Source organism: Alkalibacterium indicireducens (assembly GCF_039522005.1).
In the GTDB taxonomy this organism is placed as follows: Bacteria; Bacillota; Bacilli; order Lactobacillales; family Carnobacteriaceae_A; genus Alkalibacterium; species Alkalibacterium indicireducens.
The window spans coordinates 1-23,904 of the sequence record NZ_BAAADA010000017.1; the positions used below are offsets into that span (position 1 = coordinate 1).

At 43.6% G+C, this 23,904-nt stretch carries 24 protein-coding genes, 1 riboswitch and 1 other annotated feature; of the genes, 20 read left to right on the forward strand and 4 right to left on the reverse strand.

Annotation, left to right across the window (positions count from 1 at the left end):
- Positions 1-609, forward strand: a 609-nt coding sequence (locus ABFX15_RS01030) for an RNA-guided endonuclease TnpB family protein (protein ID WP_346023704.1), incomplete at its 5' end; no start/stop codon positions are given.
- Positions 610-653: 44 nt separating this feature from the next.
- Here the strand turns inward: ABFX15_RS01030 and ABFX15_RS01035 are convergent.
- On the reverse strand, positions 654-1,514 hold the full coding sequence (locus tag ABFX15_RS01035; protein WP_346023705.1) for a hypothetical protein: 861 nt from the start codon (positions 1,512-1,514) through the stop codon (positions 654-656).
- 163 nt (positions 1,515-1,677) lie between these two features.
- On the opposite strand from ABFX15_RS01035, the gene ABFX15_RS01040 reads away from it, so the two are divergent.
- On the forward strand, positions 1,678-2,685 hold the full coding sequence (locus ABFX15_RS01040; RefSeq protein WP_346023706.1) for a metallophosphoesterase: 1,008 nt from the start codon (positions 1,678-1,680) through the stop codon (positions 2,683-2,685).
- A 232-nt stretch (positions 2,686-2,917) separates the two neighbouring features.
- Complete coding sequence (locus tag ABFX15_RS01045) at positions 2,918-4,360, forward strand: sodium/glutamate symporter (RefSeq protein ID WP_346023707.1); 1,443 nt, start codon at positions 2,918-2,920, stop codon at positions 4,358-4,360.
- 753 nt (positions 4,361-5,113) lie between these two features.
- Here the strand turns inward: ABFX15_RS01045 and ABFX15_RS01050 are convergent.
- Positions 5,114-5,755: a GNAT family N-acetyltransferase gene (locus ABFX15_RS01050; RefSeq protein WP_346023708.1), complete on the reverse strand. Its 642-nt coding sequence runs from the start codon at positions 5,753-5,755 to the stop codon at positions 5,114-5,116.
- A 203-nt stretch (positions 5,756-5,958) separates the two neighbouring features.
- Here ABFX15_RS01050 and ABFX15_RS01055 point away from each other — a divergent pair, with 203 nt between their 5' ends.
- From ABFX15_RS01055 to ABFX15_RS01110, 12 genes are all read left to right on the forward strand, one after another.
- Positions 5,959-6,546 (forward strand): GNAT family N-acetyltransferase, encoded by a 588-nt coding sequence (locus tag ABFX15_RS01055; RefSeq protein WP_346023709.1) that lies wholly within the window; start codon positions 5,959-5,961, stop codon positions 6,544-6,546.
- Positions 6,547-6,699: 153 nt separating this feature from the next.
- Positions 6,700-8,058 carry an APC family permease gene (locus tag ABFX15_RS01060; protein WP_346023710.1) on the forward strand — a complete coding sequence of 453 codons (1,359 nt, stop codon included), beginning with the start codon at positions 6,700-6,702 and terminating at the stop codon, positions 8,056-8,058.
- A 16-nt stretch (positions 8,059-8,074) separates the two neighbouring features.
- Positions 8,075-8,728: a copper homeostasis protein CutC gene (locus tag ABFX15_RS01065; protein WP_346023711.1), complete on the forward strand. Its 654-nt coding sequence runs from the start codon at positions 8,075-8,077 to the stop codon at positions 8,726-8,728.
- 73 nt (positions 8,729-8,801) lie between these two features.
- Positions 8,802-9,061: a binding site (T-box leader), on the forward strand.
- A 123-nt stretch (positions 9,062-9,184) separates the two neighbouring features.
- Positions 9,185-10,210, forward strand: a complete 1,026-nt coding sequence (locus ABFX15_RS01070; RefSeq protein ID WP_346023712.1) for a methionine ABC transporter ATP-binding protein — start codon at positions 9,185-9,187, stop codon at positions 10,208-10,210.
- Positions 10,211-10,212: 2 nt separating this feature from the next.
- Positions 10,213-10,914, forward strand: a complete 702-nt coding sequence (locus ABFX15_RS01075; RefSeq protein ID WP_091481639.1) for a methionine ABC transporter permease — start codon at positions 10,213-10,215, stop codon at positions 10,912-10,914.
- 28 nt (positions 10,915-10,942) lie between these two features.
- On the forward strand, positions 10,943-11,821 hold the full coding sequence (locus ABFX15_RS01080) for a MetQ/NlpA family ABC transporter substrate-binding protein (protein WP_346023713.1): 879 nt from the start codon (positions 10,943-10,945) through the stop codon (positions 11,819-11,821).
- Between the two features lie 115 nt (positions 11,822-11,936).
- A complete protein-coding gene (locus ABFX15_RS01085; protein WP_346023714.1) occupies positions 11,937-13,157 on the forward strand; it encodes an acetyl-CoA C-acetyltransferase in 1,221 nt (406 codons plus the stop codon).
- Between the two features lie 43 nt (positions 13,158-13,200).
- Positions 13,201-13,314: riboswitch (FMN riboswitch) on the forward strand.
- Between the two features lie 223 nt (positions 13,315-13,537).
- On the forward strand, positions 13,538-14,641 hold the full coding sequence (gene ribD / locus ABFX15_RS01090; protein WP_428830574.1) for a bifunctional diaminohydroxyphosphoribosylaminopyrimidine deaminase/5-amino-6-(5-phosphoribosylamino)uracil reductase RibD: 1,104 nt from the start codon (positions 13,538-13,540) through the stop codon (positions 14,639-14,641).
- The gene (locus ABFX15_RS01095; RefSeq protein ID WP_346023716.1) at positions 14,642-15,292 is read left to right on the forward strand and encodes a riboflavin synthase; all 651 of its coding nucleotides are present in this window, start codon (positions 14,642-14,644) and stop codon (positions 15,290-15,292) included. It begins immediately after the preceding gene.
- A gap of 24 nt (positions 15,293-15,316) precedes the next feature.
- On the forward strand, positions 15,317-16,510 hold the full coding sequence (locus ABFX15_RS01100) for a bifunctional 3,4-dihydroxy-2-butanone-4-phosphate synthase/GTP cyclohydrolase II (RefSeq protein ID WP_346023717.1): 1,194 nt from the start codon (positions 15,317-15,319) through the stop codon (positions 16,508-16,510).
- A gap of 25 nt (positions 16,511-16,535) precedes the next feature.
- Positions 16,536-17,000, forward strand: a complete 465-nt coding sequence (gene ribH / locus ABFX15_RS01105) for a 6,7-dimethyl-8-ribityllumazine synthase (RefSeq protein ID WP_346023718.1) — start codon at positions 16,536-16,538, stop codon at positions 16,998-17,000.
- Positions 16,997-17,662 carry an HAD family hydrolase gene (locus ABFX15_RS01110; protein ID WP_346023719.1) on the forward strand — a complete coding sequence of 222 codons (666 nt, stop codon included), beginning with the start codon at positions 16,997-16,999 and terminating at the stop codon, positions 17,660-17,662. The genes ribH and ABFX15_RS01110 overlap by 4 nt, the downstream gene beginning before the upstream one ends.
- 46 nt (positions 17,663-17,708) lie before the next feature.
- Here the strand turns inward: ABFX15_RS01110 and ABFX15_RS01115 are convergent, their stop codons facing one another.
- Positions 17,709-18,431 carry a hypothetical protein gene (locus tag ABFX15_RS01115; RefSeq protein WP_346023720.1) on the reverse strand — a complete coding sequence of 241 codons (723 nt, stop codon included), beginning with the start codon at positions 18,429-18,431 and terminating at the stop codon, positions 17,709-17,711.
- A 188-nt stretch (positions 18,432-18,619) separates the two neighbouring features.
- Here ABFX15_RS01115 and ABFX15_RS01120 point away from each other — a divergent pair, with 188 nt between their 5' ends.
- Together ABFX15_RS01120 and ABFX15_RS01125 are read left to right on the forward strand one after the other, a co-directional pair.
- Positions 18,620-19,525 carry a CorA family divalent cation transporter gene (locus tag ABFX15_RS01120; RefSeq protein ID WP_346023721.1) on the forward strand — a complete coding sequence of 302 codons (906 nt, stop codon included), beginning with the start codon at positions 18,620-18,622 and terminating at the stop codon, positions 19,523-19,525.
- A gap of 80 nt (positions 19,526-19,605) precedes the next feature.
- Positions 19,606-19,782 (forward strand): PspC domain-containing protein, encoded by a 177-nt coding sequence (locus ABFX15_RS01125; protein ID WP_091265713.1) that lies wholly within the window; start codon positions 19,606-19,608, stop codon positions 19,780-19,782.
- Between the two features lie 986 nt (positions 19,783-20,768).
- On the opposite strand, the gene ABFX15_RS01130 is transcribed toward ABFX15_RS01125, so the two are convergent.
- On the reverse strand, positions 20,769-21,632 hold the full coding sequence (locus ABFX15_RS01130; protein WP_346023722.1) for an AEC family transporter: 864 nt from the start codon (positions 21,630-21,632) through the stop codon (positions 20,769-20,771).
- Between the two features lie 206 nt (positions 21,633-21,838).
- Between ABFX15_RS01130 and ABFX15_RS01135 the strand changes: the two genes are divergently transcribed.
- From ABFX15_RS01135 to ABFX15_RS01145, 3 genes are all read left to right on the forward strand, one after another.
- Entirely contained in the window at positions 21,839-22,315 is a 477-nt protein-coding gene (locus tag ABFX15_RS01135; RefSeq protein ID WP_346023723.1) for an MFS transporter, read from the forward strand.
- Positions 22,316-22,725: 410 nt separating this feature from the next.
- On the forward strand, positions 22,726-23,382 hold the full coding sequence (locus ABFX15_RS01140; RefSeq protein ID WP_346023724.1) for an MFS transporter: 657 nt from the start codon (positions 22,726-22,728) through the stop codon (positions 23,380-23,382).
- A gap of 141 nt (positions 23,383-23,523) precedes the next feature.
- Complete coding sequence (locus ABFX15_RS01145) at positions 23,524-23,748, forward strand: hypothetical protein (protein WP_346023725.1); 225 nt, start codon at positions 23,524-23,526, stop codon at positions 23,746-23,748.
- Positions 23,749-23,904: the final 156 nt, after the last annotated feature.

The window sequence follows — 23,904 nt, forward strand, 5'->3', positions numbered from 1 at the left end:
GGATTAAAAGACTTTGCGATTCTTTCGGATGGAACAGTTTACAAGAATCCAAAATTCTTTCGTTCTTTGGAAACTAAACTAGCAAAGGAACAACGCAAACTATCCAGAAGGAAAATACAAGCGCTCAAAGATGGTCGAAAATTATCCGAATCGAAGAACTATCAGAAGCAGCGCATCAAAGTTGCCAACATTCACGAAACTATCAAAAACAAACGCACCGACTACCTTCATAAAATCTCCACCGAGATTGTCAAAAACCACGACATAATCGGTATCGAAGATTTGTTGGTAAAGAATATGATGCTCAATCGAAAATTAGCTAAATCCATCTCAGAAGTAAGTTGGGCGGAATTTCGTACTATGTTAGAATACAAAGCCAAGTGGTATGGGAAAGAAATAATCGCTGTCGCACGGAACTTTCCTTCAAGCCAACTCTGCTCGGGATGCGGCTACCAAAACAAAGCCGTTAAGAATCTCGCTGTTCGCAAATGGGAATGTCCAGAATGTCATGCTCATCACGACCGGGATACTAACGCAAGCATAAATTTAAACCAGGAAGCATTGCGTATTTTAACTTCCAGAACTGTAGGGACTACAGAGTTAGCCTAATCAATATCCGACCAATAGGTGGGAGTTCTTAGGAATCTCCATCTTCAAAATCCCTTAGGATTTAAGGTGGAGTAGTTCAATAAATCCTCTTGAGGAATAACGCTGTTCCAGATAGTATTGATCATTTCAACAGTCGATTGAGGAAGATCAGAGAAGTAGGTGCTGAGTTCATTGTAATTCGATTTTAAACGATTGCGACGTCCTCGGTCCGTTTTCAGCTTATCAGCTCCTTTAATCGACTCGGAAAAATGAGTATGGACAAACTGCTTGATGATATTTTCTTTCTCTTCAAGTAGACGATTCTGAGCATCGATGACATCATCTCCTTCAGCTACCAGGAAAGAATGATTCTGAGTCAAACTGACCAGGGTTGATAAAGACTCTTCAGCCTCCTGAAGTCTCGGGAAAAAGACATCGGCATTATTAGTGTCTGTCAGATGGCGCATGGACTGGTTATAGTTATGAAGGCATGATCGGGCTTCATCTTGAATAGCCAGCATTTCTTTCACAGTATATTGTTCAGTAATTACGGTGCGAGTGATTATCTTAGTATCTGAATCGTCTCTCCTGATGACCCGCCGAATCCACTTTTCCACTGGGTTTCTGACAGGAACTGTTTCCTGCTTTTTCTCTTTTTTCATATATCCTATAGCTTGATCGCTTTTAATAGAAGAGGTTTTCGTAGAGGTGTGTGACGGTGTTGACAGTTTAGATAACGGATTAATTCCGACAGTAGTTTTGTTATAAACCTTATTATAAACAGCTCGTTTAGGATTATTTACATAACCCATTCCTTTTTTCCCGTACAAAGGATTTACTGAAGATTTTACTTTACGTTTAATCTTTCCAGTCGTCCGAGCTTTAATGGATTTTTTCAGACTCGGTTTTCTTACACCAAATTTCATACAGTCCCTCCTTTATTAATTCCTACAATATTAACTTTAGCACATTGGCAGCCACGTGTCAGTATTACTCATGGGATTATTAGATAAGTATTCTATTTTCATTATCGAGCCGGAGTAGCGTATACTTAAAGGTAGAGAGAAAGTAAGTTGGAGGTGCCGATAAGTGTTTACTCAGAAAAGACTGACAGAAGCATATGAGAACGCAAAGAAAATGTACTTTGACGACCATTCGCGTATCGTCTTCATGAGCGATGCGCACCGTGGGGACGGAAGTACATCTGACGAATTTTTAAAAAGTAGAAATTTATTCGTGCATGCATTGAATGAATACTATGAAAATGGCTATACATTTTTTGAAGTTGGAGATGGCGAAGAACTGCTTGAGTATTCAGAAATGGAGCATATCAAAAATGCTCATACGGATACATATCAGGCTATTAAGAAATTTTACGATAAAAACCGTTATATACGTATATTCGGCAACCATGATATCTATTTGGATAATCCCAAGTATGTTAAAAAGAATCTGTTTATCAACTATGACGAATATAGTGAAGTGTTCTATGATTTTTTAAAGGGGATCGAACCCCAGGAAGCTGTTATCCTCAAACATCGTAATACAAGTCAGGAGTTGTTTGTCCTGCATGGTCACCAGGGGGATGCACCAAATGATCAGTTCTGGTTCTTTACTATGTTGTCCATCAAATATTTCTGGCGTTTTTTCCACCGGGTAGGAATCAAGAATCCGGCGAGTCCGGTCAAGAACGTGACCAAACGTCATAAGATCGAACGTAACTACAGTAAATGGATCGAAAAGCATCGGCGTGCACTGATATGTGGGCACACGCATCGCTTCAAATTTCCGAACAACAAACAGATCCCCTATTTCAATACGGGCTGTGGTATCTATCCGGCCAGCATAACTGCTCTGGAACTGACAGAAGGGATGCTGCGGCTCGTCCGATGGAAAGAAAAAGTTGATGAGAATGGGGTTCTGCACATCAAGAGAGAAACAATGAGAGGACCTGAACCGGTTGAAGCCTTTGATATTAGGAAACCTAAGGAAGTAGTCGAATATCTTGCCGAGGTGAAAATTCAGAGAACCAAGAAAACGAGAGAAACCAGAGCCGCATTTAGGGAAGAAGAAATGGAAAACGATAAAGAAGATTAATTTGATCAGATTTCACAATCAACAAGCAGCTGCCCTATGATTGACTTGTTAGTGTAAATAGATTACCAGATAATTCAGTAGAAGGATAAGAACATAATATAATATTTAAGGATCTAATCATTCACCTCCTGAATATTTCGTATGTAATCTCACAATAGTTGTTAGAAAATGAAATTTAGATTATAATAGTAAAATATGTGTAATTATAATCACGTACTAGGAGGAATGAGTTATGACACCAAATATGGTGGGATTTAGTTTTCTGATGATCGGGGTGTTTCTGATTATCGGGAAAGTTGTGCGCCTGCATACGAAATGGCTGCGCAATCTGTTTTTACCCAGTTCGATTATCGCAGGATTTATTGCCTTGTTTTTAGGTCCTGATGTTCTGGGACGATTGACGTCTCAATTTCTGGAGCAGGGATCCATATTTTATAATGGACTGATTCCTGATTTTATTCTCGATGTGTGGCGTCCTCTTCCAGGGGTGTTCATCAATATCGTTTTTGCCGCCTTGTTCTTAGGCAAGAAAGTCCCTGGCGTCAGGAAAATATGGGATGTCGCAGGCCCTCAGATCGTAATGGGGCAGGCTGTATCATGGGGACAGTATGTTATAGGTCTGCTGCTTACATTGCTTGTGTTGACGCCACTATTTGGCATGAATCCATTGGCTGGAGCACTTATCGAGATCAGTTTTGTAGGTGGTCATGGGACAGCTGCCGGATTGGCCAGCACATTTGAAAACCTTGGCTTTGCCGAAGGTACAGACCTCGCTCTCGGTTTAGCTACAGTCGGTATTTTAGTTGGGGTCGTTGCAGGCATCATCATCATCAATATTGGATACAGAAAAGGCTTCGCTAAACATGTCGGAGGGAAAGAGTACTATACTGAAGAAGAAAAAGAACGTTTAGGTGAGTCTCACGGATTCGAGATGGAATCTCAAGTGAAAGAAGCCAAAGCGATCGAACCACTTGCCTTTCACTTGTCACTTATTGCATTTGCAATAGTGATCGGTTATGTCCTGCAGCAAGGTCTTATCCTGCTGGAAGCCAGTACATGGGGAGCGTGGACAGATGTAGTCTTATTCCCTTATGTGCCCCTGTTCCCGCTCGCTATGATCGGTGGAGTCATCGTTCAGATGTTCTTCGATAAGCTAGATATTCATATGTATATCGATCAGAACCTGATCAGCAAAATATCCGGATTTGCTTTGGATGTGCTTCTTGTATCTGCGCTGGCTACATTATCTCTGCAGGTCATTGGAGAAAATATCCTGCCGTTCCTCCTGCTGGCAATCGTCGCTACAGCCTGGAACGTCTTTGCATTCCTGTACCTCGGTCCACGGATGATTCCCGAGTACTGGTTTGAAAGAGGACTTGGTGATTTTGGACAGGCAACGGGTATGACAGCGACCGGACTTCTACTGATGAAAATTGCTGATCCGGAATATCAGACTCCCGCGCTGATGGGATTCGGCTACAAACAGATCCTGTTTGAACCTTTCGTTGGAGGGGGACTGGTGACGGCTGCATCACTGCCGTTCATTTACCAGTTCGGTCCAGTGGTCTTCCTGATTATTTCGACCGTCATTACCGTGTTCTTCCTGATCTTTGGGCTGATTAAATTCAATCCGAAAAGAAAAGGAAAAGTCCAAACAGCTGAACAGAGTAATTAAAACTTAAGAAAGATTAACCTCATCCATGGAGTACATGCCTACTCTTCTGTGGATGAGGTTTTTCTCTGTACCTGTCAGCTCGGTCGTTTCTGCTGTCTTCAGGAAAGACATAATCAAATTAGGTCAGATTTGAGCTTCTCAAATCTTCTGATTATAAAAAGCTTTAAATAGTGTGGAAATGTGACGATTATCTGAGAGTCAGGTCACGTAAGGAATGTAAAAGTCGAATAAAGTGGTCTTAACGGCAGTTCAGTTACAATTAGAAACAGCGAAGTACAGCTATGACTGCCTATAACTGCAGTATAAATACTAGAGTGAGTACTGAACTCAAAGTAAGGCGTGTTTAACTGAATTTTATGGATAGGAATTTTTTAAAGATGCAGTTAGAAGGGGTCTAGCAGTAGTTTAGTCTTATAGATTCTTTCAGAGCTATAGCTAGAGCCTCTATAGCGGTAAGTCTGACAATAATAACCGATGGAAATGCATCTAGAGTTGTCCTTGTGGAAGTAGGCAAAGGTACCTGTGCCCCCAACTGCAAGTAGAATTATCTTTGTGACGGTTTATCCTCGTTCCGGCTGTAATAAATTGAATCAATAACAGCAGGATCCTTTAAATGCATAAATCCTCTGTGTCTGTTAATTGAAAAAAAGGCCGGTGAAAGCTCTTCACTGGCCAACTCTGACATAACCGTTCTATACCGATCAAAGTGCATATGATGATCAGCTGAAAATAAAGATGACTGCCTATAAGGCCTTATCCGTTTATTAATTCCTGCAGGTCTCCTCGATATAGGAAAAAGCTCATTTCCTTATCTAAAAACGGCATGCGTCTGGTGACAGCCCCGATGCGCGTCATCCCTTTAGATTCATAAAACGCATAAGTGCAGCTGGTATCAGTAAACAGACGAAATGTTCTGGCCCCTTCATTCTGCATAAAAGTGAGATAGGAATGGAACAAATGAGAACCAATGCCTGACTGTCTGGTTGACGCATCAACCGCAAAAAATGTCAGTTCTCCATCGTATGTTTCGTAAGTCTGTTTAAGCAGGGCCTGATTAACCTGCAAATTTCTTCGAAAAGACTGAACGGCCTGTTTTCCCTCAGAAGTCAGAAGCAGCCTGATTAGATGATAGCCCATATTCAAGTAATAACGTTTTTCTTTAAGTGGAACCTCATTTGTCCGCCCCAGAATCAGTCCAACGAGCTTCCCTTCTCGGAGGGCAACTTGTGAAAAATTATGATGAGCAAGACTTGAATACAGAAAAACATAGGCCATATGCAGAGCATTGTTGGATGAAGCAACTTTCTCGTACTGCCAGGTATCTTTAATAAGTTGGGCCGCAGCTGCGTAATCTTTTTTTTCAATAGCCCGGTAAATCAGTGTATCGGCTGACATTTAATCGCCCTTTCTGTAGCGTGTTATGGTTACATTATAGCATACGGATGGGAATGGGCCGAAAAGGATAGTAGGCTTGAGACTTAGAAAATGAAACGACTCACCTGACCTGTTACACTGGGGACAAGGAAAAATATCTGGCCGTCAAGGAGTAGTGCTAGATCCTTTCTAGATAAAATGACCTTTGAAAGGAAGATAGACTCATGCAGATCGGAAAAATGAATAAGCACCAGGCAGAGGCAGTCAGTCAGATGGTAGCTAATGCGTTCTACGATAAGTTTCAGGACAAGACCCAGCTGACTAAGAAGCAGCTACAGAAATTACTCAAGCTGGTCTGGATTCAGGAAGCAGACAGTTTTTCAATGACTATCTTTACCGTACAAGCAGAAGGGGAAGTTGTCGGAGCTTTCGGCTGTTCCACTTCTGGTCATTTTAAGCCAGGTTTGAGACTTTTAGCTAAAACCGCTGCGATCATAAAGGCGATTGGACCGAAAGCGTTTGTCTCCTTTGTTAAGGCGGGTTTGAGTACAAGTCGGAATCCTGCACCAAATGAATGGTATATTGACTTCATTGCAGTGAAAGAGTCCCATAGAAATCAGTCGATCGGCCACGACATTATGGACTATTTGACAGGTGCGGCACTAAGTGATCCGGAAATCGACAATCTGACTCTCTATGTTCTGAAAGGAAATGACCGGGCAAAACATCTTTACGAAAAATATGGATTTATAGAACAGTACTCGAAGCCGGAATCTGACTATCACTTTATGAAAAAAGTAATCAGATATTAAATCCCTATGTCTAATAAGAATGAGAAGACTATAAACTGAGACCGTTATCATAAATAACACATGTTCTATCTCTTTATTTCAATCCCTCTTTTTGCTATAGTTGAATAATGCATTTTTAACCATTGCCTTTCAGCAATGGAGGAGGGAGTCATGATGAAAGAAAGAGAACACTACGGTCTGGGAACTGCCATTTCCATGATCATCGGAATCAGTATTGGTTCAGGTATATTTTTTAAAGCAGATGAAATTCTAATTGCAACTGGAGGCAGTGTCTGGCTGGGTATTCTGGTTTTCGTTATTGGGGCACTTTGTGTCATATTCGGAAGTATCACCTTATCACAACTGGCAGGTCGGTCTTCCATGAGAGGAGGAGTCGTCTCCTACTATGAGGAATTCGTTTCGTCAAAAGCAGCGAACGCCTTTGGATGGTTCCAGCTCTATGTCTATTTCCCGACGATTACAGCCGTTGTCAGCTGGGTCTCAGGGATTTATACCATTTCTCTGTTTGGTCTGGAGTCCAGTCTGGAACTGCAGACTATTCTAGGACTAATGTACATGACATTCTTCTTTGCTATGAACTACTTTTCATACAAGAGCGGAGGGCGTTTTCAGAATATATCCACAGTAGTCAAAATGATTCCTCTGATTGGAATCGGACTGCTAGGGATTTTCTGGAATCAGAACGCACCGGCTCTGCCTGAAGGAATAGCTCTGGTTGAAAGAAGCAATGTCGGATGGGCCTGGCTTGGAGCGTTAGCCCCGGTAGCCTTTTCTTTCGACGGATGGATCGTATCTACGACCATCACTCAGGAAGTGAGAAATCATCGACGGACGATGCCACTGGCACTGACGATCGGCCCGCTTGTTGTTCTTGGGGTATACCTGGCCTTCTTCCTTGGACTGATAGCAATCGTCGGCGTGGAGTTCATTCTCTCGGCAGGCGATCAGGCGATCGGTCAGGCTGGGCAGTCGATATTAGGCATATACGGGGAACGGATACTGACGAGCTTTGTGCTCATATCCATCCTTGGAGTGGTCAATGGGATCAGCTTGGGTTATATCCGACTGCCTCATACTCTGGCTATGAAAAATATGATGCCGATGAGTGGTCGAATTAAGAATCTGGATGAAGAGAAAGGTCTGTCACCATTCGCCGCACTGACAGCATACGGATTATCTGTCTTCTGGCTGGTCATGCATTACATTACTCAAAGATGGGACATCCTTGCCGGTGGAGACATCAGTGAAATCGCCATCGTATTCAGTTATGTCCTATATATTGTCTTGTATATCAAAGTCATTCAGCTTAAGAAGGAAAAACGCATCACTAGTGTATTTTTAGGTTACGTCGCGCCAGTACTGGGCACGATCGGATCGCTGGTCATCCTGCTGGGCGGCTGGTTCTCAAATCCGTTTTACATGCCGATCTTCATAGGATTCTCAGCTCTTGTATGTGTACTGGGGTATCTTTACGGCACTAAACATGCGCAGCCTCTCATTAATGAAGGGTAAAACGAGGAGAGATAACATGTTAAGAGAATTTTGTGCTGAAAACTTCTACAACGTACCTGAAGCTATTCATGCCGGTGCTGACCGGATAGAATTGTGTGACAGGCTGGATGTAGGAGGAACAACCCCTTCTGAACAGGTCCAGAAAGAGGTTCTGGCATTCGCTCATCAGCATCAGGTCAAGGTCGTAACGATGATAAGGCCACGTGGAGGCAGCTTTGTCTACACGGACGAAGAAAAAGCGATGATGGTCGAATCTGCTGCTCGTTCAGTCGAACTTGGAACAGACGGGATAGTCTTCGGTGCACTCACGCCAGATGGACAAATCGACTGGCCATTTATCGACAAACTGGTCGAATGTGCTGGAAACAGAGAAACGGTTTTTCATATGGCATTTGACGAGCTTGCCGAAACAGCTCAGTTGGCTGCAGTTTCAGAACTGAGCGGTCATGGAATAAACAGACTACTGACACGAGGGGCAAAAGCAGGGTCAGCTCTGAATCATTATAAATGGATCAATCAGCTTGTCGAAGAAGCTTCAGGACGTCTTGAAATTCTTGCCGGTGGGGGCCTAACTTATAAAAATCTTTCCGAAGCAGCTGAGTTGATTCACACGGACCAGTTCCACGGTACGCAGATTGTTGACCTGGATTTAAAAAAAAATAAAAAATAAAAGTGTTGACACGGATTTAGTCCATCTGATAGACTACTAATCAGTCACAACATTAATTAAATTTAAATGAGAACAGTTAGCGTTGAAAAGATAAGTACAGATTAGAGATTCATCTCAGAGAGCTCTCGCCTGGTGAAAGGGAGCATGAGGATCGATCTGGAAAATGGTCTTTGAGCTGAAATGGTGAGTACATGTATGAGCCATTTCCGGGTGCACCCGCTATAGTGCCGCAGTATGCAGAAGCAGACAGGCTTTTAAGTACTGATTGAGGTTACTTCAGCAATGAAGTGACGAATGAAGGTGGAACCGCGAATAGACCTATTCGCCCTTTTTAAGTTTAGCGACTTGAAAAGGGCGTTTTTTATTGCTCAGGATAGTCTGGAGAGGTTGTCTGGACAGACTTGAAGACTATCTTTTGCAGGCTTAGAGACCGTATTAGAACAGGAGTGAACCAAAGTGATTACTTTAAATAAAGTGACCAAGACATTTTTAAACAAAAAACAGCCGTTTGAAGCTGTGAAAGAAACTAACCTAACAATCAACAAAGGAGAAATTTACGGCATAGTCGGGTATTCCGGAGCCGGTAAAAGCACCTTGCTCAGAATGCTGAACGGACTTGAGCGGCCGTCTTCAGGTTCCGTCATCATTGACGACAAGGAGCTGTCTCCTCTAGGAAAAAGAGAGCTGAGAAAAGAGCGCCAGTCCATAGGTATGATTTTCCAGCATTTCAACTTACTCTGGAGCCGGACTGTACTGGAGAATATATGCTTCCCATTGGAAATTGCCGGTGTGCCAAAAGCCGAGCGGATAGACCGGGCCAGAGAACTGATTAGCCTGGTCGGATTAAGTGACAAGGAAAAAGCCTATCCGGCACAGCTGTCCGGTGGAGAGAAGCAGCGGGTCGGGATTGCCAGAGCATTGGCGAATGACCCGAAAGTTCTGCTCTGTGATGAAGCCACCAGTGCCCTCGATCCTCAGACCACAGATGAAGTGCTTGACCTTCTCGCCAAGATAAATGAGGAACTGAATGTCACGATTGTTCTGATCACTCATGAAATGGAAGTAGTCAGAAAAATCTGTGACCGGGTAGCAGTTATGAACAAAGGAAATATCGTTGAAGAGGGATCGGTTCTCCAGGTATTCAGAAATCCTCAGGAAGACATTACTAAACGATTTATCCGTCAGGATAGGGAAACGGACAATAAGGAAACGCGCCAGGCGCTGACTGAACTGAAAAAAGCCTATCCTGATGGTCAGATCATTCAGCTGTTCTTCCAGGGAGACAATGTCGGGTCACCGGTGATTACTCAAGTCAGCAGACAATGCGGCTGCGATATCAACATCATTCAGGGGACGATCCAGTCGACACATAACACGCCGGTAGGTACACTGATCATCCAGGTTCTGGGTGACCAGAGCAAGCAGGAACAGGCACTCGAACTGTTCAAAACCTATCCGGTCCAAGTAGAGGTGATTGAATAAAAATGTTAAATCAATTGACAATAGCAGGTATATTAACAGAATATACCAATTTTGAAACTGTCTCATGGGACAGATTATGGACAGCAACAAGACAGACGATTTATATGAGCGCCTTGTCAGTCATTGCCGTCTTCGTTCTCGGACTGATACTTGGTCTGATTCTATATGAAACGAGAGACAATCAGACGATCTGGTCGGTAGCTTTATACAAGTCAGTATCAGTCATGGTCAACATTTTTCGGTCGATTCCGTTTATTATCCTGATCGTTCTGCTAATTCCCTTTACACGAGTGATCGTCGGCAGTATCACCGGACCGACTGCTGGACTTCCGGCCCTGATTTTATCAGCTGCACCGTTCTATGCACGGCTGGTAGAAACGGGACTCAGAGAAGTGGATAAAGGCGTGATCGAAGCAGCGGAAGCGATGGGTGCGTCTAAATTTGAACTCATCATGAAAGTGTATATTCCGGAAAGCCTGCCTTCCATCATTGCCGGCATAACAGTTACGGCGATCAGTCTCGTCGGCTACACGGCGATGGCTGGGGTGATCGGAGCAGGTGGCTTAGGGAATCTGGCTTATCTGGAAGGCTTCCAGCGAGGTAGGGCAACCGTCACACTAGTGTCCACATTAGTAATTTTACTCATTGTTTTTGTTATCCAATTTATAGGGGACCGTTGGGTTTCTTATATTGATAAAAGATAAAAAATAGAGAATAGGGGAGAAATATATTATGAAAAAAGCAATCAGACTAGGTTTATTGAGCAGTGCATTCTTACTGGCAGCATGCGGGAATGGAAATGGCGATACAGCTGGAGACAGCCCGGATCCGGCAGAAGGCAATGGAAATGAAACAACAGAAGAGACAATTGAAGAGTCTCAGGTACTAAGAGTCGGGGCGACCAATGTGCCTCACGCAGAAATCCTGGAATTCATTCAGCCGACACTGGCAGAAGAAGGCATTGAACTGGAGATCGAAACGTATAATGACTACATTATACCGAATCTGGCTCTTTCTGATGGGGATATCGATGCCAACTACTTCCAGCACGTGCCGTATTTTGAAACACAAGTGGAAGAAAACGACTATGACTTCGCCAATGCAGGTGGGATTCATATCGAACCTCTAGGTGCATACTCAAACCGTCACGACAGCCTGGAAGATCTGCCTGAAGGGGCAACGATTCTTGCCAGCAGCAGTGTTGCCGATCACGGACGTATTCTGGGTATTCTTCAGGATGCCGGGCTGATCACAGTAGACGACTCGATCGATCTGATTGACGCATCGTTCGATGATATTGTAGAAAATGAACGAAACCTTCAGTTCGAATATGAATACGATGCAGCGCTAATGACGACATTGTACGCTCAGGATGAAGGAGATGTGTTCTTCATCAACTCAAACTTTGCAGTGGATCAAGACATCAGTCCAGTTGAAGAAGCAATCGCTTTGGAAAGCAGTTCGTCGCCGTATGCCAATATCATTGCAGTACGTTCAGAAGACGAAGACAGCGAACTGATTGCCCGTTTGGTTGAAGTGCTTAGAGCAGAAGAAACTCAGGAATTCATTCTGGATACTTGGGATGGTGCGGTTATACCAGTTGACGAATAAAAAATAAAGAGTTTAAGATTGTTCTAAAATTACTGCATATGACTTTACTTGTTCCAGCTCGTGGTCAATACTATGACTAGAAAGAATCAAAGCAGCTGACGAAAGGGAGAATGGAATGAGTAAAGTTTACATCGCAGGAGCAAAACGAACACCCATTGGATCATTTTTAGGCGCACTTAAAGATGTGTCTGCCGCTGATTTAGGCAGTTACGCAATAAAAGGTGTGCTGGAACAGAGCAAAATCAATCAGAAAGACATCGATGAAGTTGTTCTGGGAAATGTACTGCCGGCTGGACAGGGACAAGGTGTCACTCGTCAGGCAGCAATCAAGGCAGGAATTCAAGTTGACGTTCCAGCGTATTCATTGAATATGGTCTGCGGAAGTGGATTAAAATCGGTAATGAACGCTTATCTGGGAATTAAAGCCGGTGAATATCAAGCGATCATTGCAGGGGGCACAGAATCAATGAGTCAGGCACCCTACCTAATTCCAGGCAGCACCCGTAGTGGTCAGAAAATGGGCGGTTATAAAGTGGGAGACCACATGCTAGATGATGCTTTGACAGATGCTTTTGAAGGCTATCATATGGGAGTGACCGCTGAGAATATCGTTGAACGATACAACCTGACTCGAGAAGATCAGGATCACTTTGCCTACACGTCTCAAAAGAGAGCGATCGAAGCGATAGACAATGGGGCCTTCAATAATGAAATCATTCCAGTGGAGACTAAAGTCCGTAGAGAAACGGTTATTGTCGACACGGACGAATACCCCAATCGTAATACGACAGAAGAAAAACTGAACAGCCTAAGACCGGCTTTCAAAAAAGACGGGTCCGTTACAGCCGGAAATGCCTCCGGAATCAATGACGGGGCCAGCGCAACTCTGATCGTTGGGGAAGACTACCTGACTGAAAATAATCTGACTCCCCTCGTTGAAATCGTCGGGATAGGTCAGGGAGGCGTCGATCCTTCAGTTATGGGTCTAGGACCAACTCCAGCTATCAAGCAGGCAGTCAAGCGTGCGGAAATAAGTTTTGAGGACATCGATGTATTCGAGTTGAATGAAGCATTCGCCAGTCAGAGTCTGGGTGTTATAAAAGAAATATCGGATGAATTTGGAGTAGACAAAGACTATATGCTTGAGCGGACAAACCTAAATGGAGGAGCTGTTGCGCTTGGTCATCCAGTTGGTGCCAGTGGTAACCGGATTCTGGTCACACTTGTCCATCTGATGAAGCAGCGTGGACTGACATACGGTCTGGCGTCATTATGCATCGGCGGAGGCATGGGAGTAGCTGTTCTGGTTAAAAATGCAGATAATAAATATTCATAGTTGACACAGTTATATTTTCCATATATGATTTATTTAACAAGTAAATAGTCTTCAGGGCAGGGTGTAAGTCCCTACCGGTGGTAAAGCCCACGAGCCGCAAGGCAGATTCGGTTAGATTCCGAAGCCGACAGTATAGTCTGGATGAAAGAAGACACGTATATGCACAATTGGACTTTCAAGAGGACAACTAGGCCTTTTCAAAGTGCAGATTGAGATGACCTTTCAAACCCTGGAATAGTTTATTCCAGGGTTTTTCTTTATATAGGTCCAGCTGCCAGTCTGACTGGCGTACTCTCTTGTTCTGTTATGTGCATAACTGGTCAAAATTCTTCAAGCCCTGAATCTTAATTGATTCGGGGCTTTTTTAATGAGGTGAAAAAGTGACAACGGACGAAACCTATATGAAAAGGGCATTATATTTAGCAGCGCAAGCGAAGGGTCACACGTCTCCTAATCCTATGGTAGGGGCTGTCATAGTGAAAGACGGGCGAATCATAGGAGAAGGGTATCATCATCAAGCTGGAGAACCGCATGCAGAAGTCAATGCGATCAACTCTGCGAATGAACCAGTAGAAGGGGCAACGATATATGTCACGCTTGAACCGTGTTCTCATTATGGCCGCACGCCGCCATGTTCGGATCTGATTATCGACAAAAAGCTGAAGAGAGTAGTTGTAGCCGCACTTGATCCGAACCCGGTCGTTTCTGGAAACGGCATTGAGCGTATAAGAAATGCAGGAATTGAAGTGGTGACAGGCGTTCTTGAAGAAGAAAGCAGAAAGTTGAACGAAGTGTTCAACTATTTTATTACTACTAGAAGTCCCTTTGTCGTAATGAAATACGCAATGACACTGGATGGAAAAATAGCTACAGAAACCGGGGAGTCGAAATGGATCTCGTCTGATGCATCAAGAAATCATGCGCATCATTTAAGAGGGCATCTCAGCGGAATAATGGTTGGAATAGGAACGGTCCTGAAAGATGACCCCCGATTGACCTGTCGGGTTGATGGACTGCCTCAGCCAGTGCGTATTATTATGGACAGTCAATTGAAAATCCCTATGGACGCAAGAGTCCTGACTGAGCAGGATAAAGCAAAGACATTGATACTGACGACCGAACAGGCACCTTCGGCAAAAAAAGAGGCGCTTGAAAGTAGAGGCGTGACGGTAAAAATTGTTGGAGAATCTGACGGACATGTCGATTTGGAAGAAGCCATGCGGATCATCGGGGAATACGGCGTAGACAGCCTTCTGCTTGAAGGGGGAGGAACGCTCAATGCAGCTGCGTTGAAAGCTGGAATCGTGCACAAACTGTCTGTTTATATTGCACCTAAACTCCTTGGTGGAGCAGAAGCGATATCTCCAGTCATTGGACACGGGGTCCAACAGATGTCCGATGCTTATAAACTGAAATCTGTTGAAATAACCAGAATTGAAGATGATTTGCATATTGAAGCTTATATAGATAGGAGTGAAAATTAAATGTTTACAGGAATTGTTGAAGAAATAGGAGAAATCAAAAGCATTAAAAAAGGTGCTAAATCAAGCGAATTGACCATTAAAGCAGAGAAGGTTCTGGAAGATGCAGCCATAGGAGACAGCATATTGACTAATGGGGTGTGCCTGACGATCACTACTTTCGATAAAACGTTTTTCACAGCTGATGTCATGTCAGAAACCTTGGATAGAACGACTTTGGGAACACTGACTTCCGGTAGCCGTATCAATCTTGAGCGAGCGCTGACGCTTCAGACCAGACTAGGTGGCCATATGGTCAGCGGACACATCGACGGAACAGGAGTCATTACTCATTTCAGAAAAGACGATAATGCGGTCTGGGTCACAGTCAATGCCTCCAAGAACCTGCTGAAATACATTATCGAAAAGGGATCCATAGCAATCGACGGCATCAGTCTGACGGTCGCAGCTGTATCAGATAATGACTTTCAAGTATCGATCATCCCGCATACGTCTGAGCAAACCACATTGCTGAGCCATTCAATCGGCGACAAGGTCAATCTCGAATGTGACATGATCGGAAAATATGTAGAAAAGCTAATGGGCCTGGCTCCAAAGAGCGAGACAAAGTTAAAGCTAAGTCAAGACTTTTTGCAGACTAATGGGTTTGTATAGATAGAAAGAAACAGGAGTGAGGGCATGTTCAATAAAGTTGAAGAATTACTGGAAGATCTGAAACAAGGGAAAAACGTCATTATCGTAGATGATGAAGACAGGGAAAACGAGGGAGACATCGTCTGTGCAGCAGAATTCGCGACTGCTGAAAATGTCAACTTTATGGCCAAGTATGCCAGAGGACTGATCTGTATTCCTATGACTAAGGAGTATACGAAGAAGCTGGGTCTGTCTCAAATGAGTCTATACAATACGGATGATCACACGACAGCCTTTACAGTATCCATCGATCATGTAGATACCACTACAGGAATATCAGCCGGCGAACGTTCGCTGACAGCTATGAAAACGGTGGATGAAGACAGCCGTCCTGAAGATTTTAAACGTCCGGGACATATGTTTCCACTTGAAGCGGTTGACGGGGGTGTGCTGGCAAGAAATGGCCATACGGAAGCAACAGTAGACCTTATGAGACTGGCTGGTCTGAAACCGGTCGGCTTGTGCTGTGAAATCATGAATGATGACGGGAGCATGGCCAGACGTGATGACCTGGCTGCTTTTGCAGAAGAACATGATATGAAGATGGCAACGATAAGTGAACTGATCGAATACCGGAAAGCCAATGAACAGGTTATTTTTCGGGAATCAAAAGCCAAGCTGCCGACAAAGTTCGGTGAATTCGATATTTATGCGTATGAACATAAATTTACCGGTGAACATCATGTCGCGCTTGTCAAAGGAGATGTATCAGATGGGGAACCTGTTCTCTGTCGCATCCATTCGGAATGTCTGACTGGGGATGTGTTCGGATCTAAAAAGTGTGACTGCGGTCAGCAGCTCGATTCTGCCATGGAAAAAATTGCAGAAGAAGGCAGAGGCGTGCTTCTATACATGAGACAGGAAGGCCGCGGGATCGGCCTGGTCAACAAGATCAAAGCGTATGCGCTGCAGGATCAGGGGCACGATACCATTCAGGCCAATGTTCTCCTCGGCTTCCCGATAGATGCCAGGGAGTACTACGAATGCAAGCAGATATTTGATAATCTTGGTGTCAGCAGACTTAATCTGATGACCAACAACCCCCTCAAGATATCAAGTCTGGATCAGTACGGGCTGAAAGTCGAAAAGCGGGTACCGATACAGATGACGCTCTTCGATGAAGACAAGGAGTATCTGCGCACGAAAAAAGAAAAAATGGGACACTATTTAGAATATTAAAAAATGAATTTGGAGGAACAGAATTATGAATAAGATTGAAGGACAGTTAATTGCACAGGATTTAAAAATTGGAATCGTCGTGGGACGCTTCAATGACTTTATCGGGTCAAGACTGCTTGATGGGGCTGTAGATGCATTAGTCAGACACGGAATGGAAGAGTCGGATATCGACGTTGCCTGGGTACCTGGAGCATATGAAATCCCATTAGTAGCTAAAACAATGGCGGCATCCGGAAAGTATGATGCAGTGGTTACTCTTGGTGCAGTGATCAGAGGAGCTACCTCTCACTACGACCATGTCTGTGGAGAAGTATCCAAGGGAGTGGCTTCAGCATCAGACACTACAGGTGTACCTGTCATGTTCGGCGTGCTGACAGTCGATACAATCGAACAGGCTATTGAACGTGCCGGAACAAAAGCTGGTAACAAGGGTGGAGAAGTAGCCGTTGGAGCAATCGAAATGGCCAACCTTATGAAAAAATTGAAATGAAGAATGAATTGAGTCACGTCAGAACAATCATTTTTGATTATGACGGTACGCTTCATGACAGCAGTAAAATATACATCCCCGCGTTTAAACGCGCATACAATTATCTTGTGAAGAATAACAAAGCAGAAGAAAAAAACTGGTCAGATGAAGAAATTACCCAGTGGCTGGGCTACAGCAAGCAGGAAATGTGGGAGCTGTTCATGCCCGACCTCGATCCTAGTTTTCGTCAGGATGCATCTGGACTTATCGGTAAAACGATGCTTGAAATGATTCAGAGGAATGAAGCTAGATGGTATGCAGGCGCTGTTGACACTCTGCAGTATCTCAAAGATCAGGGATATACTCTGATCTTCTTAAGTAACTGCTCAATCAGTTACATGGAGATGCATGCCGAACAGTTTAGACTGAAAGGCTACTTTAAGAGACTGTACTGTACGGAACAGTTCAACTTCAGGAAATCAAAGAAAGAGATCGTTAAACTGCTGAAACAGGACTTTGAAGGAGATATTGTTGTAATAGGCGACCGATTCCAGGATATCGAAACGGCTGAACTTGAAGGAGTCTACGCTATAGGATGCACCTATGGCTTCGGAAAACATAAGGAACTCGAAGGAGCAGATTTGCTCATCTCCGATATAGGTGAACTTAGAAACTATTTATAATAAACGAAGTGATGCTCGGTCTCTTTCAGACGGCCGCATCACTTTTTTATATGAATATAAACAGGAAACCGGCTGAAATTACCCCCGTCAGAAAGCCTTCTAGATTTCCTTCTCTTTCAGACGGAAGCTCATGCTTGATGACATTCAGTGTCATCGCGCCCGCTACAAAAGCTTCAACACTTCCGAATATATACTCTGGAAAATCAGAAAATAGCCCGATTCCGAACCCGACAATGATAGCCAGAGAAAGAATATGCCGTCCGTACTGATCATATACTGATTCATGGTGACGTCTGAGCCCCCAGTCATTCGTCACAAAATGAAGAGCAAAAGCAATAAAGAATACAACTAATGTGGCATCCGGTTCTCGCCTGTCTGTCAGAAGGTAGCCGATCATGGCATTGTATAAAGAAAAGAAGGCAATGTGGGCCCAGAACAGGCGGGATTCGATCAAGTTGGGATTGGTCTGTTCTTTAGTTTCATAAGCGCGTGCAATCAGACGGTCCATCGCATAAAAAACGGATAGACCAAGCAAGGCAATGATATATAAGGCATAGTGCAGCAAGTGTCCTTCCAGCCAGTGTATTTCCTGTTCAGCTAATTCCTGGGTGTGTGCAACTTGGGGCCACAGGTGGATAAAGACATAGGCTATTCCCACTCCAGCAGAAAACGAAATGAATCGTCTTAATAAAGCTTTCGGTAAAGATATGTATATAGATAGGAAATGAATCAGCACGAAGCTGACAGCCAAAATTAAAGGTATCCACATAATCAGTTGAGCTGCTTGAGACAGCTGTCCTCTCTTTCTTCCAGTCTATCTTTATGTAATACTCAAAGTGTACACTATTCGTCTTATATTTTCAGTACGGAACACTAAAATATAAGACGGTCGTTAATAGAGATTAAAGTCAATTTAGAGTATGATTGACTTAGGACAATTGAGGAAGCAGGTGTGACATGATCAGTAAAGGTAATACGGAAAGGACGGACTCTATTACTGAATGGGTGCTGGTAACTGATCCTGTAAGAGACGATGTGAAAAAAGAGACCGATAAATTTTCAGCAGATTTGGATATTTCCTCTCTCTTGGAAGATAGGACAGTGTCCTACTATAGTTGCCTGAAGGATCATTACGGGCAACGTGTGTCTGTACTGCACCTCCCTGTTTTTAATGATCTGCAAAGTAATCATCTTGCAGATACATCCACAACACTTACGTTCATTTTTTCAATGGCATCTGTTTTAGTCGTACTGAACGGGTATTCAGACGAAGGGTTGCTTGATAAGCTCAATTCAGACCGATCGCCTCATCAGGTAATGATGGATCTGATAGTTAGTATGTATATTGCGGTGGACAATCGAATGGACCGATTAAGCCAGAACATCCGTGAGGCGAAGTCGGAAACTGTAGAAAAAGCCAATAGAGAAGTGCTGTTGAGTCTGGCTGATATCGAACAGGAAATGGTTATCTTTTCTAAACGGCTTGAAGATTATGGTGAAACCTTTCATCAGTGGTTATCAGATTCAACGATAGAGAGAACATGTACTCACCAAGAGAGAGAAAACGTGAGACTCCTTATACGTAAAAGTCTCTTCAACAGTCAGCTATATAAAGAACTGATTGAATCCACAAGTGGACTTCTCTCGGACAGCATCGATAACCGATTGAACAGCATCATGGAATTTCTTGAATCAATCGCCCTGGTCATATCCATTCCGACCCTTATTTTCAGCTTGTTCGGGATGAATACCGGGGGATTGGTCGGCCGGCAGTCCCCATTTGGAACGATTGTTGTTATCCTGATATCAGTCCTTCTTGGAGCAGCAGTGGCAATTTATCTGAGAAGGAAAAAATACTTGTGAAGAATTATGCTCATGCTTGAGATTACTGATTTATTGGAGTAAAGTGAAAGAAGAGATAATTAATTGAGGAGGAATAGACTATGAACGGCAATAAATTAAGAAAATCTTCAGATGATCGAGTTATTTCAGGCGTATGTGGAGGAATTGCAGAGTTTTTCGGTATTTCGTCACTGGCTGTCAGACTGATTTTCCTGATTCTTCCATCAAACCTGCTTCTTTACATCATTTTGGCCATGATCATGCCTGAAGATTACTAAAAAGGCATCACAGAAATGCTCATGTACACAGAATCGTTTAGCTGACCTGGGAATTGATAGATGCCAATTTAAATACGCTAAAAGCAGTGAAGTTTGTTCCATATTTAATGGCACCTCATTGCTTTTTTTTGTTGCAGAAAAGAAGCTCGGGAAAGTTTCTGCTTATGCATAACTTTTGTGTTCTAACTTTTATTTGGTAGCTGTCATGCTGACAGCTGCCATCCAATTAAAGATTCTGTTTGTGACGAAAGCAATAGTTGGATCATATGTCCAACTCGGAGGGAGAAAGCGTGTCGAGTTGGTCGCAAAATGGATCTTATGTCCAACTCGCAGGGAGAAAGCGTGTCGAGTTGGTCGCAAAATGGATCTTATGTCCAACTCGGAGGGAGAAAGCGTGTCGAGTTGGTTGCAAAACGGATCTTATGACCAACTAGTAGGGAGAAAGCGTGTTGAGTTGGTCGCAAAATGGATCTTATGTCCAACTCGCAGGTAGAAAGCGTGTCGAGTTGGTCGTAAAACGGATCTTATGTCCAACTCGGAGGGAGAAAGCGTGTCGAGTTGGTCGCAAAATGGAACTTATGTCCAACTCGCAGGTAGAAAGCGTGTCGAGTTGGTCGCAAAACGGATCTTATGTCCAACTCGCAGGTAGAAAGCGTGTCGAGTTGGTCGCAAAACGGATCTTATGTCCAACTCGACACCTCCATACCCAGCGAGCTGACACTTTTTCCCCAAAAAAATCTCCCAATCCCCCAAATCACTGGAAGTATCCAACTACTCCAAATCAGAACAAGCAGAATACCCCGTTGGATCAAGGAACTTTACTTCCTCAATAAAACAGGGCGTAAAGATCACAAAACATTGCTATCAAAGAAACGAGTTTTATCCATAACTATTGCCATCAGGGTTCGCTAAGGATGAACCCTTCCCAATTTCCTCATCTGACAGAAAAAAAGCAAAGTGAAAACAACTTCGGTACCGATCAGGACTTACATAATCAGCAGAAGAGCACCGGTCATCATAATTAAGGAGATGATGATGCTTACTGAGGACAGAAAACTGGCTAAGGACCGCTTATTGCCGTAAATTATCATATTAATAGTAGAAACTGTTCCGATCGGTGCCAAAGCAACGAGTACTAATGAGATACGGACCAATTCTGGCAGTGGCAGGACCAGGAAAAATATAGCGGCGACTAGGCTACCGATAATATACCGGGTAGCCAGGAGCTGTCTGACTCGCTTGAACGATACTGAGTCGATGCGTATTTCTAGATACAAGCCGACCATGAACATGGACAAGAAAGCATTCCCGCTTGAAAAGAGTCTGAAAACTGACAGCATTTCTTCTGTCAGAACAATACCGATAAGTGCAAGAAGAAACATGACAATATAAGTAGTGAAAGAAGGGGATCGGAACAACCTCAAGATCCTTCTGATATAACCATCGTTCGAGTGATTCTGTCCGGTCATTTTATCGACGATCATTGGGGATCCGCCGAACAGCATGAGTGCATTTCCCATGTCAAAGCTACCTATATAAGGAATGGCTGCCGGGAAAAACCCCTGGACAAAAGGGATAGTAAAGTTGCCAATATTGTATCCAGCCTGACTGAACATCATCAGGGACTGAAGTGGGGCTTCTTTATTACGCCATAAAAAGCCACCCAGGGTGACAAGAGCGATATTCGTGAGGAGACCGAGAGAGATCATGATAAACAAAATAGGTTCTACTGAAACCCCGTTAAATCCGACAACAATCGTCGCAGGAAGGGTCAGGTTAAGTATGATTTTCTGCAGGGCTACTCCGTCAGTTGATCTCAGTATTTTAGCTTGTTTGAATAAGTAGGCCACTAGTATGACCAGTAAAAATTTGAAAAGACTGTAAAAGGACTGCCAGCACAGTTAATCTCCACCTTTCTATATGCAACAACAGTATACCATTATCAGTCATGTCTTGTGAAAGGGAATTCATAGTTAAATATGGAGTAGAATAAGTCAATTCGCTTTGATTGCCAAACTAATAATCTGCTATACTATTTCTGAAAAGGGGAATGAATATGGAACAATCTGCAGAAAGATGGAAAGTGCTGCTCGGCGGTGTCATGATGCAGCTATGTATTGGAGGGATCTACACGTGGAGTTTGTTTAACCAACCATTAGTCGATGCCTTCGGATGGGAGAGAACAGAAGTTTATACGGCCTATTCTCTTATCGTATTTATTTTCGCATTTGTCACCATTTTTTCTGGGCGACTGCAGGACAGAATCGGACCGCGACTAGTTGGGACGATCGGAATGATATGTTTCAGTGCAGGTCTGATAATTGCCTCGCAGGCACGGTCCCTGCCAGTTTTGTATCTAGGCTACAGTCTTGTAGGAGGTATCGGTGTCGGTATGGTCTACGTCTGTCCGTTGTCGACTGGTCTGAAGTGGTACCCGAGAAAGAAAGGGATGGTGACAGGGATCATCATCGGCGCGTTCGGAATGGGCGGGTTTATTTTTAACGTAATTCCGAAAGAAGTCTCCCACTTCTAAGCGTATGGGTGCGAAGCACCAGTGAAAGTGGGAGATGAATTTCGGTCAAGCGATAGCTTGAAGTGGTAAATGTCGTTCTCATTTGGTATGCTTTGTGTATAGATGATAACCAAGTCTATATCTAGGCGACAATCAAGCCTACTGAGTATTCCTTGGCGTTAGCCAAGTAAAAGAAAACCTATGAGGCAGGGACTGCCTTTTGAGCCTACCCATATCCGATTCCTCTGTCTGCATGAAATCTGTGCAGACAAGAATGGAGTTCGTAGGAAGCCCCACTTCAAAATCCGGAGGATTTAAGTGGTGGGTAGTTCACCTTTTTATTATCCGCACTGATCAGTTCGATTGGGGTATCTCAGACCTTTTTAGTTCAAGGCCTGGTCTACGCATTAGTAGGGATTACTGGGGCACAGATGCTTAAAGTTCCAACACAGTCAGAAAACAAGCACGTGCTTGTCAACGAAAATGACTTTACTACAAAAGGCATGTTGAAGACCCCGGCATTTTACTTATTGTGGATCATGTACTTTGCAGGAAGTCTGAGTGGCTTGCTGGTTATCGGCTTGTCTCAGGATATTGCGAGAGATCTGGTCGGCCTGTTTCCTAAAACAGCAGGTTATGCAGTAGCTGTAGCTGCTGTATTCAATGCTTTAGGGAGACTGGGATGGGGTGCACTGTCTGACTTGATCGGACGATTGAGAGTGTTTACTCTCCTGTTTGGTCTGACTGCTGTATCGATGGCGGTGCTTAGTTTATTTCAGCTCAATGCGTTTACTTACTTTGCGATACTAGGCATTATAGTCAGCTGTTTCGGCGGATTTCTAGCGACGTTTCCGGCAGTGTGCAGCGATTATTTCGGCACATACTATTTTGGATCGAACTATGGTTTGCTCTATCAGGCTTATGGAATATCTGCGCTCATCGGTCCGCTGCTTCTTTCAGCAGTGTCTCAGGAAACACATGCCTTCTTATGGGCATCAGTCTTCGCGCTGCTCGGTTTAGTTCTGACGTTCTTTGTCAGAACACCAGGAAACTTCTCTACAGCTGGAAATCAGTACTCGGAGAAGTAAGCTGGATCAAAGCCGTAACTTTTACACATTTATTAGATTAAATATACATAATCCAGTTACATCCTTCTTGTTGAAGCGCTTTCATATGTGGTATAATCATATAAAGAAATAGGTGAAGCAGTATAGAAAGGAGGAGCAGAGATGTTATTTACTGAAGTAACGGACGAGCGAGCAAAAGACAAAAAACCAGCTAAGATTTTATCTATAGTTACAGGCATAGATAAAGCGATCATACAGTCAGGTGTACAGGAATATGGCTATGAAATGATACTTGAAAACCCTGCTTTACTGAAAATAACCGAGGAAGACCAGCAGAGGATTAGAGAGGCACGTAAACTGGGATACTTGGATGTCACATTATTATAAAAATATACAGAAAAAGTAATAGCACCTTTATGAAAAGGAGCGGGCAATAAAGGAGAGCACAAGTGTAGTAACTGTGCTCTCTTTTTCATGTGCGCCCGGCATGGGCGACAACTTGGTGGTGAAAGTCCACTACAGACTTGGCAGTAGGAACTGTTA

Coding starts and splice junctions, on each gene's coding strand:
- ABFX15_RS01035 (WP_346023705.1), bottom strand. CDS start 1,514: ATGAAATTTGGTGTAAGAAAACCGAGTCTGAAAAAATCCATTAAAGCT.
- ABFX15_RS01045 (WP_346023707.1), top strand. CDS start 2,918: ATGACACCAAATATGGTGGGATTTAGTTTTCTGATGATCGGGGTGTTT.
- ABFX15_RS01050 (WP_346023708.1), bottom strand. CDS start 5,755: ATGTCAGCCGATACACTGATTTACCGGGCTATTGAAAAAAAAGATTAC.
- ABFX15_RS01055 (WP_346023709.1), top strand. CDS start 5,959: ATGCAGATCGGAAAAATGAATAAGCACCAGGCAGAGGCAGTCAGTCAG.
- ABFX15_RS01060 (WP_346023710.1), top strand. CDS start 6,700: ATGAAAGAAAGAGAACACTACGGTCTGGGAACTGCCATTTCCATGATC.
- ABFX15_RS01065 (WP_346023711.1), top strand. CDS start 8,075: ATGTTAAGAGAATTTTGTGCTGAAAACTTCTACAACGTACCTGAAGCT.
- ABFX15_RS01075 (WP_091481639.1), top strand. CDS start 10,213: ATGTTAAATCAATTGACAATAGCAGGTATATTAACAGAATATACCAAT.
- ABFX15_RS01080 (WP_346023713.1), top strand. CDS start 10,943: ATGAAAAAAGCAATCAGACTAGGTTTATTGAGCAGTGCATTCTTACTG.
- ABFX15_RS01085 (WP_346023714.1), top strand. CDS start 11,937: ATGAGTAAAGTTTACATCGCAGGAGCAAAACGAACACCCATTGGATCA.
- ABFX15_RS01095 (WP_346023716.1), top strand. CDS start 14,642: ATGTTTACAGGAATTGTTGAAGAAATAGGAGAAATCAAAAGCATTAAA.
- ABFX15_RS01100 (WP_346023717.1), top strand. CDS start 15,317: ATGTTCAATAAAGTTGAAGAATTACTGGAAGATCTGAAACAAGGGAAA.
- ribH (WP_346023718.1), top strand. CDS start 16,536: ATGAATAAGATTGAAGGACAGTTAATTGCACAGGATTTAAAAATTGGA.
- ABFX15_RS01110 (WP_346023719.1), top strand. CDS start 16,997: ATGAAGAATGAATTGAGTCACGTCAGAACAATCATTTTTGATTATGAC.
- ABFX15_RS01115 (WP_346023720.1), bottom strand. CDS start 18,431: ATGTGGATACCTTTAATTTTGGCTGTCAGCTTCGTGCTGATTCATTTC.
- ABFX15_RS01120 (WP_346023721.1), top strand. CDS start 18,620: ATGATCAGTAAAGGTAATACGGAAAGGACGGACTCTATTACTGAATGG.
- ABFX15_RS01125 (WP_091265713.1), top strand. CDS start 19,606: ATGAACGGCAATAAATTAAGAAAATCTTCAGATGATCGAGTTATTTCA.
- ABFX15_RS01135 (WP_346023723.1), top strand. CDS start 21,839: ATGGAACAATCTGCAGAAAGATGGAAAGTGCTGCTCGGCGGTGTCATG.
- ABFX15_RS01140 (WP_346023724.1), top strand. CDS start 22,726: ATGCTTAAAGTTCCAACACAGTCAGAAAACAAGCACGTGCTTGTCAAC.
- ABFX15_RS01145 (WP_346023725.1), top strand. CDS start 23,524: ATGTTATTTACTGAAGTAACGGACGAGCGAGCAAAAGACAAAAAACCA.